Here is a 13,355-nt window from a genome sequence, read left to right as displayed (position 1 = left end):
GTTTCTCCTCCGGCGGGGGCGCTTCCGGTGCCGCCCCCGGCGGGAACGGCGGTGCCACCGGCGGCAGCGCGGAGGGCAGCGCGGACGGCGAGCAGAGGTGACTGGAGCTGCTCGCCGTCGGCGGTGCGTCGTCGTCCAGCACGAACTGACCACCGCCCGGCTGCTGCACCGGCGGCAACGCCGACGCCTGCGGACCACGCGGTACCCCCGGCGGCGTGAACGGACCACCTTCCGGTGCGATGGGCGGTGGCGCCGCATCGTGCACGAACTGGCCACCGAACGGCGACGGAGTGGGTTCGACCAGATAGCTCGAAGCCGTCGGCGGCGCGCTCCTGTGGCGTCGAGCCGGGACGTGTCGGTGTTCCGGGAGACGATCGAGCTGGCGTTCGTGAGCGTCATCGTCGACGCCGTCGTGCTGCTGCTGTTCGCCGTCGTGCGCGCGATCGTGCCGTCGTGGGCCCCGACCGTGCGGCTGCTCCTGCGCGACCCGGGGCGCTACGGGATCGACCACCTGAGCTCGGTGACGGCGTGGGGCGCCGGGCTGCTCGTCGTCGCCGCCGCGCTGGCCGCGTTCGCGGCGGGCCCCCGGTTGCGGCGGCGCAAACGGGAGCACGAGGCGTACGCGTCGGCGTGGACGCTGCTGTTCTCCGAGCACCCCGGCGCGCGGATCCACGTCGGCTGCCTGCTCGACGACGGCAGCTATGCGACAGGGCGGCTGCGCACGTACAGCCGCGCGTCCGAGGACGGCCAGGACCGCGACCTGACCCTCACCGGCCCGATCTCTTACCGCGGCCCCGGCGACACCGACGCCGCCGTCCTGCCCGACGTCGGCGCCGCGGCCGTCAGCGCCCGGCGGCTGACCCTGCTGACGGTCACCTACCAGCCCGTGGCCGACTGACCCGAGCTCAGCTCTCCGCCGCGTACCTGCCCTCCACCGCGGCCGCGGCGTTGCGGCGGTCCTCATCGGACCACTCGCCCAGTTCGTAGCCGTGCCAGGGGTTCGCCAGCGACAGCTCCGGCAGCCCCAGCTCCTGCCAGATGCCGAGCGCGTTCTCCATGAACTCCTGCGCCGGCAGGGAGGTCGGCGGGTACGGGCGCTTGCGGGTGGCGTCGACGAGCAGCGCCGAGGACTGCTCCCCCGGCACCGCCGACGGGTCGAGCCGCGGCAGTTTTCCGGGCAGGACGGTCACGTCCCGCGCCGGCTGCATCCGGAAGCTCATCGCCCACACCACCGAGTCCAGGTCCTCCGGGTCGACGTCGGAGTCGACGGCGACGATCGTCTTGCCCATCGACGCCTCGTAGCCGGACGCGGCGTACAGCGCCTGCCGCGCCTGCCCCGGCCGCGGATCCTTCAGCTGGATCACGAAGAACATGTTGCAGGTGCCGCTCTCATAGGTCACCACCCGGCGCACCGCGTCGATGTTGCACGCCTGCCGCAGGAACCTCAGGTACACGTTCTCGAACGCGATCTTGCGCATCAGCGTCGACTCGCTCGGCGGGAACTCGCTGATGAACGCCTGCACCACCGGCGAGCGCCGGTGCGTGATCGCGCGGACCCGCAGCACCGGCGAACTCGTGCGCGGGCCCATGTACCCGCTCGCCTCGCCGAAGGGCCCCTCGGACTCCAGGTGCTCCGGGTCGATCTCGCCCTCGATGACGATCTCGGCGTGCGCCGGCACCTCCAGGTCGACCGTCTCGCAGCGCACGACCTCCAGCGGCCGCCCCATCAGCCCGCCCGCGACGGCGTACTCGCTCACCCCGAACGGGATCTTCTGCGCACTGGCGAACCCGACGGCGGGCACCGCGCCCAGCACGATCGCCGCCTCCAGCTTGCGGCCCAGGCGGCGCGCCTTCTCCAGGTGGATCGCGATGTGCTGGGTGGGGGTGTCCATCTGCAGGCCGATCCGGTCCGGCCCCTTGATCATGCCCCGGTAGATCCCGACGTTGTACTCGCCGGTCTCCGGGTCCTTCGTCACCCAGTACGGCGCGGTCAGGAACGGCGCCGGGTCGAAGCCCGGCGTGGAGATGGGATGCGGGAACCCGTCGACCCCGCCCGCGTCCAGCAGCGACTGTCCTTCGAGGACGATCTCCTTGCACGGCCCCGTCGCCACCACCACCGGCGCCACCGGCCCGGACAGCGCGGCGGCCCAGCGGGCGGGCACCTCGTCCGGTTCGGCGGCCAGTGCCGTGGCGTACACGGCCGGTGACGCGGCGAACGCGCCCAGCACGACCGAGCCGTCGTACCGGTGGCCACTGGAGTCGACGACGTGCTCGAACAGAAAGGCCAGCCGCTCGTGCTCGGGCAGCCCGCGGAACTGCAGCCGCACCAGGGGAACCAGCTCGGTGTCCTTGTTCACCGGCCTGCTCACCCGGACCAGCAGGTCCTTCTTCTCCAGCTCCGCCAGGTACTCGCGCAGGTCACCGTAGGGATACTCGTCAGGACTCGTCACGCCCTCTCCCTCGCCGTCTCGATTGTTACGGAGCTCGTTAACAAACGCCCGCCGGGGCAGCCCGTTTTCGTTGCGGTAGAGCCAAATTCCGCGTTGACACCGGGTGGGGCGCGACCTAGCATCTCCTCAATATTTACTGCTGTCAAGTCAAGTACTGAAGTACAGTAATTTCTCCCGGACCCGAGGAGCGCGGATGCAATCCGCAGTCACCTACGACCAATGCCTCGCCGAGAACCCCCTTCCCCGGCGGGTACTGGGCATCGCCGCCATCGCGAGCACGGCCGTGATCTTCGACGGCTACGACCTCCAGGCACTGTCCTACGCACTCCCGAAGCTCGTCGCGACCTGGCACTTCTCGTCCGTGCAGGCGGGACTGCTCGCCTCCTACACCTTCGTCGGCCTGTTCCTGGGCGCGGTCGGCCTCGGCGCACTCGGCGACCGCTGGGGCCGCAAACGCGTCCTCGTCGCCGGGGTCATCGTGTTCGCCCTGTTCATGGGCACCGCCGGGTTCGCGCAGAACTACACGCAGTTCGCGGTCCTGCGCTTCTGCGCGAGCGTCGGCATGGGCGGCGTCCTGCCCGGCACCATCGCCATGCTCAGCGAGTACGTACCCGTCCGGCGGCGCGCGCGGATGATCGCGGTGTCCGCGGGCTGCTTCACCTTCGGCTTCATGGTCGCCGCGATCGCCGCCACCCTGCTGGTCCCCCGCTTCGGCTGGCGCCCGCTGTTCCACCTGTCGTACCTGGCACTACTGGTCGCCGGGCTGATCGCCTGGCTGGTCCCGGAAACCCCGCAGTACCTGGCCACCCGGCGGCTGTTCGACCGCGCGCTCGCGACCGTCGAAAAGCTGTACCCGACGATCTGGCCGACCGCGCGGACCGCCGATCCGGAGACCTTCTTCGCCGGCCCGAAGCGCCAGGACGGCAAGATCCAGTTCCGTACACTGTGGACAGACCGCTACCGGCGCTCCACGATCTCGCTGTCGCTGCTGTACCTGTTCCTGCAGTTCGTCGTCTACGCACTGGACTTCTGGATGGTCTCGCTGCTGGTGTCGCACGGGCTGTCGCTGGTCAGCAGCTACTCGTACGCGATCGAGCAGGCCGCGGCCGCGACGGTCGGCGGGTTCGTCCTCGGCTGGGTCCTCGACCGCGTGAACCCGTACTTCGCGCTCGCCGTGGCGTTCGCCGCGGGCGGCGTGTGCCTGGTCTTCTTCGGCTTCGCCACCTCGCTGGTCGCGCTCTACACGCTGAACGCGCTCGCGGGGGCGCTGATCATCGGCGGCCAGAACGTCGTGCACACGCTCGTGATGGCGACCTACGGCCCCGAGGCGCGGGCGACCGGACTCGGCTGGGCGTTGGGCATCGGCAGGCTCGGCGGCCTGCTCGGCCCGCTCATCGGCGGCTACCTGCTCAAGCTGGCGCTGCCCTTCCCGGCGTACTTCCTCGTCTTCGCGTTCCCGGCGGTGCTGTGCGCGATCACCGTGCTCGTGCTGCGGGCCGTCCGGGCGCGCTCCGCCGAGCAGGTGCGCGAACTTGACCCCAAATACTAACCTAAGTACGTTATCTGAGTACGTCTTGTTGTCTCGACCAGAGAGCTGACCATGCGCCTTGCCGTGCCCGATCTCGTCTCCAACTCCTACTTCCCCGCGATCGCCGCGGTCGAGCTGGGATATCTGCGGGACGAGGGCCTCGACGTGGAACTCGACCTGCTGTTCCCGGTCACCGACGCCGCCGTCGCCCTGCGAGAGGGCGAAATCGACTTCCTGGCCGGCACGGCGCACGCGCCGCTCTACGCCGACCCGGACTGGGGCGACATGAAGCTGCTCGCGTCGCTTTCGCGCAACATGTACTGGTTCCTGGTCGTGCGCCCGGACCTGGATGTGACGAGGGAAACCCTCGCGAAGCTGCACGACGTGCGGATCGGCGCGGCCCCGGGGCCCGACCTCGGCCTGCGGCGGCTCCTGGACGTCGAAGGCGTCGACCTCGACACCGCGGGCGTCACGATCGCCCCCGTGCCCGGCACCGCGGGCAACGTCTCGTTCGGCGTCACGGCCGCGCAGGCCCTGCAGGAGGGGAAGATCGACGCCTTCTGGGCCAACGGGATGGGCACCGAGGTCGCCGTGCGGAACGGCGTCGGTCGGGTCGTCGTCGACGCCCGCCGTGACGGTGGTGACGCGGCGCTGTTCACCTTCCCCGCGCTCATGGCGTCGGGGCGGACCATCCGCGACCAGCCCGACGCCACCGCGGCCGCCGTCCGGGGCATCATGCGCGCGCAGCGCGAACTGCGCGCGGACACCGCGCTGGCGACCCAGGTCGGCCGGGCCCTGTTCCCGGCGATGGAGGCCGAGCTGATCGCCGCCCTGATCGAGCGCGACCTGGACTTCTACCAGCCGGCGGTCACCCGCGAAGCCGTCGCCGGGCTGACCGGGTTCGCCCGCGCGAGCGGCCTGACCGAGCTCGGCCTCGGCTACGACGACGTCGTGGCCGGAAGCGTCCGGAGCCTCTGGTGAGGATCGCGCTCGTCCAGGTCGCCAGCCCCGGCGACGAAAGTGTCGCGGACCGGCGCGAGCGGGTGGCCGGGCTGGTCCGCTCGGCCGCGAGCGCCGACCTCATCGTCCTGCCCGAGCTGTGGGCGGCGGGCTATTTCGCGTTCGACGACTACGACCGCGAAGCCGAACCCGCCGACGGCGCCACCGTGTCGGGACTGTCCGAACTGGCCCGGGAGACCGGGGCCTACCTGCATGTGGGCAGCTTCGTCGAGCGAAGGCCGGACGGCGCGTTGCGCAACACCGCGGCGCTGCTGGACCCGTCGGGCTCGGTGGTGCACAGCTACAGCAAGATCCACGTCTTCGGCTACGAGTCGAAGGAGGCACAGCTGCTGCAGGCCGGCAACAGGGTCGCCACGACCGATACGCCGTTCGGCACCGTCGCCGGGACCACGTGCTACGACCTGCGGTTCCCGGAGCTGTGGCGCTGCCTGGTCGATGTCGGCGCGCAGGTCGTGATCGTGCCCGCGGCGTGGCCCGCCGCCCGGCTCGAGCACTGGCGCCTGTTCACGTCCGTGCGTGCCGTGGAGGAACAGGTCCTGCTCATCGCGTGCAACGCCACCGGCACGCAGGCCGGGGTGGAGCTGGCCGGGCACAGCCGGGTGGTGGACCCGTGGGGCACCGTGCTCGCCGAGGCGGGCACCACCGAGGGCATCACCTGGTGCGAGGCGGATCCGGCCGTGGTGCCTACCGTGCGGAAGCAGTTCCCGGTCCTCGCCGACCGGTTGCCGACCTACACCGATCTCCAAGGAGCAGACGCATGACCCTGACGTTCACCGTGGCCGGGACGGGCGAGCAGCTCACGCTCGCCGACTTCGACCTCGTCATCGCCGGCTACACCGGACGCGACGAGGCGTCGGTGAAGAAGCACATCGACGAGCTGGCCGCGATCGGCGTGGCGCCACCGGAGTCGGTGCCGGCGTTCTATCCGGTGGATTCCGCGCTGGCCACCCAGGCGGCGGCTGTCGAGGTCGAGGGCACCAACACCTCCGGCGAGGTCGAGCCGGTGCTCATCCGGGCCGGGGGCAAGCTGTACCTGACGGTCGGCTCCGACCACACCGACCGCGACGTCGAGCGCGAAAGCGTGGCCAAGTCCAAGGCCGCCTGCGTCAAACCCCTGGGCACGACGGTCGTCCCCGCGGACGGCATCGACTGGGACGCGGTCGCGGCAGCATCCACTGTGGACGGAGCCGCCTACCAGCGCGGCTTCCTGAGCGCCCTGCGCGTCCCGACCGACGTGCTGGGCCGGTACCAGGGGCCTGCGGAGCGCGACCTGGTGATCTTCTGCGGCACCCTGCCGCTGCTCGACGGCGAGTTCGTCGCCGGTGCCCGCTGGACCCTCTCGCTCGCCCTGCCCGACGGGGTGGAGCTGACGCACGCCTACACGGTGTCCTGACCCAGTACGAAAGGAAGCAGCATGGCCAAGCCGGAACACGAGTTCTTCCCGGCCAGTACCGTCCCGTTCACGCCCTGCGAGGGCAAGGTCGCGAGTCTCACGGAGCGCATCCTGGCGTCGGACAGCCCCGGCGTCGCGACCCGCATCCTGCGGTTCGAGCCGGGCACGGACACCGCCCCGAACGGCGTTCAGGTGCACGACTTCTGGGAGGAGGTCTACATCCTGGACGGTTCGTTCACCGATTCGAGGCTGGGCAAGACCTTCAAGGCGGGTGACTACGCCTGCCGCCCGCCGGGCATGGAACACGGCCCGTGGACGAGCGAGGAAGGCTGTACCACCTTCGAGGTCCGGTACCGAGCGAGTTGAGATGCGGGGGCGGCCCGGGTGGTCGCCCCCCGCTTTTCTTGTCCCAACCACCCACCATGGCGAACCCGGCAACGGCAGCCAAGAATGCCCGCGCCCAGCCCGCTCCCTTACCCCGATCGCCGCGTCCTTCAGCGATCGGGGTGGGACGGGCGTTCCCCAGCCACCCCGCGCGCAGCGCGCACCCTTGCGCTTCGCGCGCCCCCCGCGCTTCGCGCAGGGGAAAGATCAAGGGAGTCCTCGCCGGACGGGCCTGGGTCAAAGTGACCGTCCCGTGCCAGGCGACGGGATGACCACCCAACTCTGGGTTGGCAGGGCTGGCTCACGCCACCCGCGCACAGCGCGCCAACTCCGGGGGTCTACTCCAACCCGTACCCCGCCAGTGCTCGGTCCACCAGCTTCCCCGCCCGGTCGAAGTCGTACACCTGGCTCATCCGCGAACGCACCAGGAAGGGCGCACCCGCGTAGAACATCTCGTACTGCTGGTGCCTGCTCGCGAACTCCGAGCCGACCATGTCCCACACCAGCTTCAGCAGCTTGACCCGCTCCGCGCTCGGGTAGCCCGGCGACTGCACGTACCGCTCGAAGTCCGCCCGCGCCTCCGCGTTCCCGAAGTCCGCCGCCGAGGACGGCAGCTGGATCACCCCGCCGCCGCACAGGTCACGCACCAGGTGCAGCAGCTTGGGGTAGAAGTCCGACTGCAGGGTCATCGCCGCGAAGCACTCGGCGCGCCCGGGCCAGGCGACGCCGTGCTCGTCGATCTCGCAGTTCTGCTCCTGCGCGTACACCAGCCCGAGCACCATCGACGCGTGCGCGGCCAGCTCGCCCAGCGTGCCGCGCACCGGCGGGAACTTGTCCGAGCCGTTCATCTGCGCGACCCGCATCGCGAGCCCGGCCAGCAGGTCGAGCTTCACCGAGAACCGGATCTGCGCCTGGTTGTTGCCGAGCAGGTGCGCCGGCGTCCGGTTCCACTGGTCACTGGTGATCTGCCGGTCCCGGAACACGAAAACCCGTTCCCACGGCACGAACACGTCGTCGAACACGATCAGCGAGTCGGTCTCGTCGAAGCGGCTGGTGAGCGGGTAGTCGAAGACACTGGGCGCCGCCTCGGCGTAACCACGGCGGGAGTAGATCTTCAGCCCCCGCGCGCCCAACGGTACCGCGACCGAGATCGCCTGGTCCTCGTCGCCGGGCTGGAGCGGCACGATGCAGCTGAGGATCAGGTAGTCGGAGATCGCCGCGCCGGTGCCGAGCATCTGCGCGCCCGCGATGACGATCCCGTCCTCGCGTTCCTCCTTCACCCCCGCGTACAGATGCGGATCCGCCTGCTGGTGCGCGGGTTTGCTCCGGTCGATCTGTGGCGGGATGATCGCGTACGAGCAGTACAGGTCGTTGTCGCGGACGTGCTCGTAGAAGCGCGTGACGTTGTCGGCGAACCGCCGGCCCCCGGCGGCGAAGACGTCCGGCCGCCCGGCCCAGCCGGCCAGGAACCCGGCCACGTGCTCCGGCCCGCGGCCCATCAGGCCCAGTGTCATCTCGGCCGTGCGGCGCAGGGCGACCCGGCGGCGGCGCAGGTCGTCCTCGTCACGCGGGATCAGGTACGAAAGGTTGACCGGCGCACCGGTCGTGGGCGACGGATAGGTCAGCACCACGGCGTTCTCGGGGTCGTTCGCCATGTCGTACACCCTGGCGATCGACTCGACGGCACCCTTGAACGCCGGGTGGTTCGCCACATCCGAGACGTACTCGCCGTCGATGAACACGCGGCGCTCGTCCCGCAGCCCTTCGACGTACTCCTTGCCTGAACGCGTCACGCCGATTCCTCCAGTGTGATCGGTAGCGGCCGCGGCCGCGGATGGTGGTGCCTGGCCCGCAGCTGCCGGTAGGCGCCGCGGAAGTGCAGCAGTGGTTCGTGGTGGGCGCCGGCGGAGCTCAGCCCGATGCCGTGCACCCGCCCGATGAGCACCGCGTGCGTCCCCGCGTGGACGTCCCGGTCGACCTCGCAGTCGAGGAACGCGAGCGCGCCCGCGAGTGCGGGGCTGCGCCAGTCGTCCCACCGCGCGAGCCAGTCCGGCCGCAGCACCTTGTCGGCGCCCGGGCGTGCGCAGTGGTCCGAGATCTCCCGCGCCACCGCGCCCAGGACGTTGACCCCGAACCGGCCCGAGCCGGCGATGTGCTCGTAGGTCCGGGTGGACCTGTTGACGCACACCAGGATCAGCAGCGGATCCACCGACACCGACGAGAACGCGGTGGCGGTCATGCCCAGCGGCCTGCCTTCGCCGTCCCGCAGGGTCACCACCGTGACGCTCGCGGCCAGCGAGCCCAGCGCCGCCTTGAACCCGCCGGGTCCGGCGTCCACCGGTTCCAGTCCCATGCGAACCTCCTCGACCAGAAAACTAACAATAATCATGTACTTTAGTCAACAAAATCTCGCTGCCGTATGATCGCCGGATCCGGCCCGCCGAGAGGAATCCGCCCGCCATGAACGAGGCAATGCACGCCTACACGAAGTGGGCCGACATCAGCGACGCCAAGCGCACCCGCGAGTTCCAGGCCTACGTCAAGAACATCGCCGACGCCCGGTACGTGACGCGGCGGGTGCTGCGGATCGTCGACGAGCAGGCGAAGACGCACGGCCTGGAACCCCTGCTGCACCAAGCACTTCTGCAGGTCTACGGCGCCAACAAGGCCAACGGCATCACGGTGGGCAACCTGGCCGCGCGGCTCGACGTCGCGGCCGCGTTCGCCTCCCGGATGGTGCGCCGCCTCGAGGAGATGGACCTGGTCCGCCGCGAGCCCTCGGCCGAGGACAAGCGCGCCACCATCGTCGTCGCCACCGAGGCCGCCGCCCGCAAGCTGGCCGAGATCGACGACGACGTCCACCACAACGTCGCCTACCTGCAGCACCAGCTGCGCGAGGACGAGCGCATGTCGGCGCTGTCGATCTTCGCGTTCTACGTGGGACTCGACCCCGACTCCGAGATCGCGTCCGCGATCCGCGCCGCCTCGGACTCCTGACTGATATAGTGATCTCAAGTCAATGACTTGATGGTGCTACATGGCAGGAGGGCGCACCCGGTGGAGGACGCGACCGAGCAGTTGCTGGCTCTCTGGGGAAAGGGCGCCGAAAGGGCGAGCGGCCTCGACTTCGCCAGCCACGTCAAGGCCATCGCGCACGCCCGCTTCGTGCTGCGCCGCATCCTCCGGCTGCTCGACGAGCAGGCGATCGCCGGCGGGCTGCAGCCCCTGCAGCACCAGGCACTGCTGCAGATCTACGGCGCGGAGGGCCCGCTCCCGGTGAACAAGGTCGCCGACCGCCTGGACATCGCGCCGGCGCTCGCATCCCGGCTGGTCCGCCAGCTGGAGGAGAAGGGGCTGGTGCACCGCGCGCGCATCCCGGACGACCGGCGGGTGATCGCGGTGCACGCCAGTGACGCGGGCATCGAGGTGCTGCGCAAGATCGACGCGTCGGTGCACGTGCGGGTGGACCACTTCCAGCGCCAGCTGTCCGACGAGGGCAAGCTCGGCGCGCTCGCGACGTTCTCGTTCTACCTCGGGCTGGACTCCGACCCGCGGCTGGCGATCCTGCTCACCGCCGCGGGCCGGCACACGCACAACCACCGCTGAGGCCCGCTCAGGCCTTCGGCCGGTACCGCAGCAGGAAGCCCTCCGCGAGCGAGACCACGGTGTTGATCGCGAACGCGACCACGCCCACCACGATGACGAGCCCGTAGACCTGGGCTCCGCCACGCTGATGACGTCCCCGATGGCGTCGAACGGCTGGTCGCCGGTGCGCTCGCAGACCTCGCGCAGGATGGCGTCCGGCGGGTTGGTGCGGTTCGCCAGCACCCCGGCCGGACGGTGCTGCGCCTCGTACGCGGCGAAGGCGCCGGCCGGCCAGTCGAAGGGCCAGTCGGCGAAGGTGCCGATGAAGTCTTCGCACCGTGACACCCTTTTCGTCCTGCTCGACGCCCGTGCAGCGGTGCCCGCTCACCAGTGCGTCCGCCAGGATCGTCTGCAGGTCGTCCCGGTGCACCGAGAACTGGGGCCAGGGGTAGCCGCCCTCGAGGGCCGCTCCCCAGCGGGATGCGGCCCTCGGGGGCGACGGACTACTTGCCGCTGCCGTACAAAGTGGACACCTCCGCCGCGGTCAGCGCCCGGTCGTAGACGTGCACCTGGTCGACCGCGCCGTCGAGGAAGTCCACGGGACCGCCGCCGTACTGGCCGCGTCCGAGCACAGTGTGCCCGGACGCCGCGTCACCGAGGCACGCGCTCTGCGTGGCCGCGGGCTGACCGTCGACGTAGAGCGTGAGCGTGCCGGAGGACGCGTCGCGCACGCCGACGAGGTGGTACCAGCGGTTCGCCTCGGGCGTGACCGGCGCCAGCGCCCGCGTGCCCACGAAGCTGAACGCCAGCTTGTGGTCCGCGCCCGAGTACTGCAGGTAGAACGCGCTGTGGTCGCCGCCGTCCTGGCTCACCACGGTCTGGAAGCCGTCGCCGAGCGCGTTGAACTTCACCCAGGCCGCGACGCTGTAGCTGCCCTCGGTGTCGAGCAGCGCCGCACCGGTGTCGGCGTACTGCCCGGAGCCGTTGACCGCCAGCGCCGAGCCGTTGTGCCCGGCCGTCCACGACGCGCCGCCCACCAGCGTGGCGTCGTGGTCGCCCACGGTGTCCTGAGCGAGCGTCCCGGTGTTCTCGTCGAACGGGTACGCCGCGATGCCGTCGATCCCGGGCGTGCCCCGGGATGCGGGCGGCCCGGCCACCGGCGCGCCGGTGACGTTCTTGATCACGGCGAGGTTGGCCGCGCGCACCGCGGCGAAGTCCATCTTCTTCACCTGCCGGTCGTAGGTGAGGAAGCCGTTGACCTCCTTCTCCACGTCCGTGGTCTGGGTGTAGACGCCCGCGGAGACGCCGCAGCGCTGGGCCACCAGCTGGAGTCGTTGCTGCAGCTCGCCGTAGCGGCGGGTCAGCGTGGCGCTGTCCGGCTCCATCTCGTAGGCGAAGCTGCCGGACGGGTCGAACTGGTGCCCGTCCACCTTGAGCCCGAGGCCGCCGTACTCCCCGTCGACCGCGGCGCGGGTGCCGGTCTGCACGGGGGTGCCGGGGCCGGTGTAGGTGTGGTCGTCGTAGATGTCCCCGCGGCCGCTGTCCGGTTCGGACCGGCAGCAGTTGACGCCGGACTCCGCGTCCACCAGCCGGCTCGGGTCCCACGCCTTGATGTCGTCGGCGATGCGGCCCACGTCGTAGTCGCCCCAGCCCTCGTTGAACGGCACCCAGGTCACGATCGACGGGAAGCTGCGGTGCTGGTCGATCATCCGGTGCAGCTCGGACTCGTAGTTCACCTGCGCCGCCGGCGTGGGCTCCACGTCGTCCTTCATCGCCGGCATGTCCTGCCACACCAGCAGCCCGAGCTTGTCGGCGTAGTAGTACCAGCGGTCGGGTTCCACCTTGATGTGCTTGCGCACCATGTTGAAGCCGAGCGCCTTCTCCTGCTGCAGGTCGGACTTCAGGGCCGCGTCGGTGGGCGCGGTGTAGATGCCGTCCGGCCAGAAGCCCTGGTCCAGCGGGCCCAGCTGCATGACGAACTCGCCGTTGAGCAGCATCCGCTGTCTGCCGTCCGGTGTCTGCCCGACGCTGATCGAGCGCATGCCGAAGTAGGAGCCGACCTCGTCGCCACTGCTGAGCCGGACGCGCAGGTCGTAGAGGAACGGGTCGTCCGGGGACCACAGGTGCGGGTTGCGCAGAGTGAGCTTGACCGGCTCGTTGGCATTGCCGTTGGCGCGGGTGACGACCTTGCCGTGGTCGTAGGCCACGACTTCGACCCGTTGCCGCACCGGCCCGCCGACGAGCGCGTTCACCGACACCGAGCCGCTCGCGAGGTCGGGCGTGACGTCGAGCCGGTCGATGTGCGCCGAGGCCACCGGCTCCATCCACACGGTCTGCCAGATGCCCGAGGTGGGCGTGTAGAAGATGCCGTCGCCGGGCGTGCGCTGCTTGCCCAGCGGCTGGCCACCCTGGTCGTTCGGGTCGCTGACGCCGACCACGATCTCCTGGTCCTTCGCCGTGGTGAGCGCATCGGTGACGTCGACGGAGAACGCGTCGTAGCCACCGGTGTGCCGGGCGACGGTCCTCCCGTTGACGATGATCGTCGCGTCGTAGTCGACGGCCTGGAAGTGCAGCAGCAGCCGCTGCCCGCGCCCGACCTGCCAGTCCCGCGGGACGGTGAAGGTGCGGCGGTACCACATCTGCGTCTCGTGACGCATGATCCCGGACAGCGCGGACTCGACCGGGTAGGGCACCAGGATGCGCTCGGCCAGGCTCTTGCCCACCGGGGGCGCCTCACCGGGGCTCGCCTTGGCGAACTCCCAGACGCCGTTGAGGTTCTGCCACCTGTCGCGGGTCAGCTGCGGCCGGGGATACTCGGGCAGCGCGTTGGTCGGGGAAACCTGGTCGGTCCAGGGGGTGCTCAGCGGCGGCGTGAGACGCTGCCACTGCGGTGCGGGTGCCGCGGACGCGGCGGGCACCGCGAACCCCAGCAGTGCGGCGGCGAACGCGGCTGCGGTCGCTGCCCAGCGGGGACGGAACATCGGTCGAGACCTCC

At 70.5% G+C, this 13,355-nt stretch carries 12 protein-coding genes; 8 read left to right on the top strand and 4 right to left on the bottom strand.

Translation table 11 applies throughout. From position 1 onward, the window contains the following. Window positions 1-97: 97 nt before the first annotated feature. Window positions 98-898, top strand: a complete 801-nt coding sequence (locus LWP59_RS12490; RefSeq protein ID WP_308431759.1) for a DUF6338 family protein — start codon at window positions 98-100, stop codon at window positions 896-898. Between the two features lie 7 nt (window positions 899-905). Here the strand turns inward: LWP59_RS12490 and LWP59_RS12485 are convergent, their stop codons facing one another. Continuing rightward, on the bottom strand, window positions 906-2,450 hold the full coding sequence (locus LWP59_RS12485; RefSeq protein ID WP_186383036.1) for a UbiD family decarboxylase: 1,545 nt from the start codon (window positions 2,448-2,450) through the stop codon (window positions 906-908). 193 nt (window positions 2,451-2,643) lie between these two features. Between LWP59_RS12485 and LWP59_RS12480 the strand changes: the two genes are divergently transcribed. The 5 genes from LWP59_RS12480 to LWP59_RS12460 are packed head-to-tail and all read left to right on the top strand — an operon-like array spanning window position 2,644 to window position 6,757. Next, complete coding sequence (locus LWP59_RS12480) at window positions 2,644-3,999, top strand: MFS transporter (RefSeq protein ID WP_144633161.1); 1,356 nt, start codon at window positions 2,644-2,646, stop codon at window positions 3,997-3,999. Between the two features lie 51 nt (window positions 4,000-4,050). Next, window positions 4,051-4,959, top strand: a complete 909-nt coding sequence (locus LWP59_RS12475; protein ID WP_144633159.1) for an ABC transporter substrate-binding protein — start codon at window positions 4,051-4,053, stop codon at window positions 4,957-4,959. Continuing rightward, window positions 4,956-5,759 (top strand): carbon-nitrogen family hydrolase, encoded by an 804-nt coding sequence (locus tag LWP59_RS12470; protein WP_144633157.1) that lies wholly within the window; start codon window positions 4,956-4,958, stop codon window positions 5,757-5,759. The genes LWP59_RS12475 and LWP59_RS12470 overlap by 4 nt, the downstream gene beginning before the upstream one ends. Then, on the top strand, window positions 5,756-6,391 hold the full coding sequence (locus LWP59_RS12465) for a DUF2848 family protein (RefSeq protein WP_144633155.1): 636 nt from the start codon (window positions 5,756-5,758) through the stop codon (window positions 6,389-6,391). The genes LWP59_RS12470 and LWP59_RS12465 overlap by 4 nt, the downstream gene beginning before the upstream one ends. A gap of 21 nt (window positions 6,392-6,412) precedes the next feature. Continuing rightward, a complete protein-coding gene (locus tag LWP59_RS12460) occupies window positions 6,413-6,757 on the top strand; it encodes a cupin domain-containing protein (RefSeq protein ID WP_144633153.1) in 345 nt (114 codons plus the stop codon). Window positions 6,758-7,113: 356 nt separating this feature from the next. Here LWP59_RS12460 and LWP59_RS12455 read toward each other — a convergent pair whose 3' ends face one another. After that, a complete protein-coding gene (locus LWP59_RS12455) occupies window positions 7,114-8,568 on the bottom strand; it encodes a 4-hydroxyphenylacetate 3-hydroxylase family protein (RefSeq protein ID WP_144633151.1) in 1,455 nt (484 codons plus the stop codon). Next, window positions 8,565-9,128, bottom strand: coding sequence for a flavin reductase family protein (locus LWP59_RS12450; protein ID WP_186383035.1), 564 nt, complete (start codon window positions 9,126-9,128; stop codon window positions 8,565-8,567). Before LWP59_RS12450 ends, LWP59_RS12455 begins: the two co-directional genes overlap by 4 nt. A gap of 107 nt (window positions 9,129-9,235) precedes the next feature. Here LWP59_RS12450 and LWP59_RS12445 point away from each other — a divergent pair, with 107 nt between their 5' ends. Continuing rightward, complete coding sequence (locus LWP59_RS12445) at window positions 9,236-9,772, top strand: MarR family winged helix-turn-helix transcriptional regulator (RefSeq protein WP_144633147.1); 537 nt, start codon at window positions 9,236-9,238, stop codon at window positions 9,770-9,772. Between the two features lie 60 nt (window positions 9,773-9,832). Then, window positions 9,833-10,381, top strand: coding sequence for a MarR family winged helix-turn-helix transcriptional regulator (locus tag LWP59_RS12440; RefSeq protein WP_186383034.1), 549 nt, complete (start codon window positions 9,833-9,835; stop codon window positions 10,379-10,381). A gap of 482 nt (window positions 10,382-10,863) precedes the next feature. Here LWP59_RS12440 and LWP59_RS12435 read toward each other — a convergent pair whose 3' ends face one another. Beyond that, window positions 10,864-13,341: a LamG-like jellyroll fold domain-containing protein gene (locus LWP59_RS12435; protein WP_144633143.1), complete on the bottom strand. Its 2,478-nt coding sequence runs from the start codon at window positions 13,339-13,341 to the stop codon at window positions 10,864-10,866. Between the last annotated feature and the right edge of the window lie 14 nt (window positions 13,342-13,355).

Origin of the sequence: Amycolatopsis acidiphila (assembly GCF_021391495.1) — a bacterium.
Taxonomy (GTDB): Bacteria; Actinomycetota; Actinomycetes; order Mycobacteriales; family Pseudonocardiaceae; genus Amycolatopsis_E; species Amycolatopsis_E acidiphila.
The sequence above is the reverse complement of the archived record's forward strand: the minus strand, read 5'-3'. Positions and strand labels throughout refer to the sequence as shown.